Genomic DNA, 3982 nt, shown 5'->3' with positions numbered 1-3982 from the left:
TCGGCGTACACGATCGGCGGCACGGTGGCGGCCACCCATTCCGAGACGTTCACCGACGAGATCCTCGGCCTGTCCGAGGGAGTGCCGGGCCAGGTGTTCAGGCTCGTGCGCGGGCCCCTCGTCGCTGACGGCGACCCGTTCGTCGTCGAGGTGGCGTCCGGGTCGGGCTGGGACCAGTGGGAGGAGGTCTCGTCCTTCGCCGACTCCGGTCCCGACGACGCCGTGGTGCGCGTGGACCGGGCGACCGGCGAGGTGCAGTTCGGTCCTGCCGTGCGCGAGGCCGCCGGAACCATGCGGCAGTACGGCGCAGTGCCCCCGAAGGGCGCACCGATGCGGGTGCCGTCGTACCGGATCGGCGGTGGGCCGTCGGGCAACCTGGCTGCCGGCGCGATCAAGATCCTGCGGACCACGGTGCCCGGAATCGACCGCGTCGAGAACCGGCGGGCTGCGGTGGGTGGCGTTGCGCCCGAGAGCGTGGACGAGGCCAAGCTCCGCGGCCCGCTGGCCCTGCGCACCCGCGACCGGGCCGTCACCTGCGAGGACTACGAGCAGCTGGCCAAGGCCGCGGCCCCGCAGGTCGCCCGGGTCAAGGCCGTCCCGGCCGGTGCTGGGGGCGAGGAGAGCGGCGTCCGGGTCCTGCTGGTGCCGGCCGCATCGGCCGACGTCGAGGGCAGCCTGCGCTTCGAGGACCTCGTGCCGACGACGGCGACGCTCCAGACGGTCACGTCCTACATCGAGCCGCGCCGCACCGTGGGTGCCCGGGTCGTCGTCGAGCCGCCGTTCTACCAGGGCGTCACCGTCGTGGCGACGCTCGTCGCACGGGCCAAGACCGCGTCGCCGGAGCTGGAGAAGGCTGCCCGCGTCGCGCTCAACCGGTACTTCGACCCGCTCACCGGCGGCATCGACGGCAAGGGATGGCCCTTCGGCCGCCCGGTCCAGGCCGGCGAGGTCTACGCCGTCCTCCAGCAGGTCTCCGGGACTGAACTGGTCGAGGAGGTGCTGCTGTTCGCTGCCGACCCCATCACGGGCAAGCGCGGCGAGCCGGTCCAGCGCATCGACCTCGACCGCTTCGCGCTCGTCTTCTCCTACGACCACCGGGTCCGGGTGATCAGGGGTGGCTGAAATGACCAGGACCAGTCACCGGGGCATGGTGCCCGGCCTGATCTGCCCGGCGCCGCTGGCCCAGCGGTTGCCCGGGGTGCTCCAGGACGACGACTTCCTGGTGCGTTTCGTGGGTGCCTTCGACGACGGCTATGCGCCGATCCACGCGACCCTCGACTCGCTGGCGGCGTACTTCGACCCGAACCTGTCACCGGAGGACTTCCTGGGCTGGCTGGCGATGTGGGTGGGTGTGGAGCTCGACGACGCCTGGTCGACCGCAGACCGCCGCCGGATCATCACCGACGCTGCCCGGCTGCACCGCCAGCGCGGGACCGTCGCGGGCATCCAGGCCGCACTGGAGCAGGCGCTGGGAGCCCAGGTCACCGTCAGCGACACCGGCGCATGTGACTGGTCGCAGAAGCCGGGAGCAGATCCCGGCGGAACCGCTCCCCCCGCGGTCACGGTCACCGTCACCGTTCCCGACCCGGCCGCCGTCGACGTACGACGAGTCGAGGCGCTGCTCGAGGACGTCTGTCCCGCACACGTGGCCCGGCAGTACAAGGTCGTTCGCGCAGGAGGTGGGAAGAAATGAGCCAGTCGTGTCCGGTCTGTGCGGTCGCCCTCGAGGAGGGGGAACGGTTCTGCGGCGAATGTGGCGCGTACGTCGACTGGTCCGACAGCGAGCACGCGGACCACCCAGCCGCGGCCGCCGAGCCCGAACCGGGGCCAGCGCCCGCCCCGGACCTCGCACTGGTGCCGTCCACGCCGCCCCCGTCTGGCCCGCCCCCGTCTGGCCGGCCGCCTTCAGGCCCGCCACCTTCAGGCCCGCCGCCGTCCTCCGGCCCACCGTCGCGTCCCGTGTCCCCGACGGTCGTACCGAAGGTGTCGACGGCGGAGCGGCCTGACGAGGCGCCTGCTGCCGTGACGCCACCCCCACCTCCGCCGCCGGCCAAGCCCGGTGCGGAGTGGAAGCCGCCGCCACCGCGCGACGCCCTGCAGGCGATGGTCGTCCCGGTCTCCGACAAGCCGGCCGGACGGCAACCGGGCGCGCAGCAGCCGGCGCCCCAGAAGCCGGGGACGCCGCTGGCGAAGCCCAAGCGACCCCGCCCGCCCGCGGACGACCCGATCCAGCAGGGTGACCTGGTCTGCGGCAACTGCGGCATCGGCAACAAGCCGACCCGGAAGTTCTGTCGGCGCTGCGGCACCACCCTCGCCGAGGCCGAGGTCGCGAAGCTGTCGTGGTGGCGCCGCTGGCGCAACAAGCGGCGCCTGCGCAAGGTCAAGCACGCCGGCGCGCGGCCCCGGTCCGCGCGCACCGGGGGATTCCAGCTGCGCTTCCCGACCCGACTGCTCACGTTGATCGTCGTCGTCGGTGCGTTGAGCATCGGCGGGTTCGCCTTCCGTGATGTCCTCGGTGGCCTCTACGGCACCGTGCGCGACCGGATCGCCGGGACCGTGGAGGTCAATCCGACGGCCATCGAGGCGTCGAGCAGCCAGCGGGGCCACGGCGCGGAAGAGGCGCGCGACGGGGTCTCGAATGAGTACTGGGCGCCCGCCAAGGCCGGCGACGGCCGTGGCGAGAAGCTCAATCTCGAGTTCGAGGAGCCGATCCGGCTGGTCTACGTGATCATCACGCCGGGGATCACGGCGGTGGACGAAGAGCTGTTCCTCACCCAGGGTCGCCCGAAGGAGATCAACGCGGTCCTCAAGCGCAGCGATGGCTCGACCGAGATCAAGGAATTCACCTTCGAGGACAAGCTCGGTCCTGCGAAATTCGGCGTCGGGGTGAGTGACGTCGTGGACGTCACCTTCGAGATCCGGTCCGCCTACAAGGGCACCGCCGCGGGCAGCCACACGGCGATCGCAGAGGTGGAGTTCCAGGCGCGCAAGTGAGCGTGCAGGTGCCGGCCGCCTCACGATTGGCTCGTGGGGCGGCGGAGGTCGTAGGCTGACCTCTACCGGTCCGTCCTGGACCGGAATTCGCACGTCCGCAGACCACGACGGGGCCCTTGCACCAACAGGCCCCGATCGCCCGTGGGTGACTTGCCTTCAGTCCTGGGAAACCAGGTCAGGTGAGCACGCAGGCGTCAGGACCAACTGAAAACCACACAGGAGAACAATTATGGCTGTCGTGACCATGCGCCAGCTCCTTGAGAGCGGCGTCCACTTCGGACACCAGACCCGTCGTTGGAACCCGAAGATGAAGCGATTCATCCTCACGGACCGCAACGGCATCTACATCATCGACCTGCAGCAGTCGCTGGCCTACATCGACCGCAGCTACGCCTTCATCAAGGAGACCGTGGCCAAGGGCGGGACGATCATGTTCATCGGCACCAAGAAGCAGGCGCAGGAGTCGATCGCCGAGCAGGCGACCCGCGTCGGCATGCCGTACGTGAACCAGCGCTGGCTCGGTGGAATGCTCACCAACTTCCAGACCATGAGCCAGCGGATCAGCCGGCTCAAGGAGCTCGACGACGTCGACTTCGACACCGTCGCCGGCTCGGGTCGTACGAAGAAGGAGCTCCTGCAGATGCGTCGGGAGCACGTCAAGCTCGAGAAGACCCTCGGTGGCATCCGCGAGATGACCCGGACCCCGTCCGCGGTCTGGATCGTCGACACCAACAAGGAGCACCTCGCGGTCGAGGAGGCCCGCAAGCTGCGGATCCCGATCATCGCGATCCTCGACTCCAACTGCGACCCGGACCTGGTCGACTTCCCGATCCCCGGCAACGACGACGCCATCCGCGCGGTCGGCCTGCTGACCCGCGTGGTCGCCGACGCCGTCGCCGAGGGCCTCATCTCGCGCTCGGGCGCAGGTTCCTCTGCTGCCCCGACCGCCCAGGAGCCCCTGGCCGAGTGGGAGCGCGAGCTCCTCGAG

At 70.5% G+C, this 3982-nt stretch carries 4 protein-coding genes; all 4 read left to right on the top strand.

From position 1 onward, the window contains the following. The coding region (locus ACOADB_RS02070) for a putative baseplate assembly protein (RefSeq protein WP_378596248.1) at positions 1–1122 on the top strand (1122 nt) is incomplete at its 5' end. Between the two features lies 1 nt (position 1123). Then, positions 1124–1693, top strand: a complete 570-nt coding sequence (locus ACOADB_RS02065; protein WP_378596247.1) for a phage tail protein I — start codon at positions 1124–1126, stop codon at positions 1691–1693. Between the two features lie 266 nt (positions 1694–1959). Further along, entirely contained in the window at positions 1960–2994 is a 1035-nt protein-coding gene (locus tag ACOADB_RS02060; protein ID WP_378596246.1) for a zinc ribbon domain-containing protein, read from the top strand. 229 nt (positions 2995–3223) lie between these two features. Further along, positions 3224–3982 (top strand): 30S ribosomal protein S2 (rpsB, locus tag ACOADB_RS02055; protein WP_378596245.1); only part of this gene is annotated, 759 nt, incomplete at its 3' end.

The sequence above is a fragment of the Nocardioides sp. CPCC 206348 genome, assembly GCF_048654705.1.
Taxonomy (GTDB): domain Bacteria; phylum Actinomycetota; class Actinomycetes; order Propionibacteriales; family Nocardioidaceae; genus Nocardioides.
This window is presented reverse-complemented; position numbering and strand designations above follow the sequence as displayed.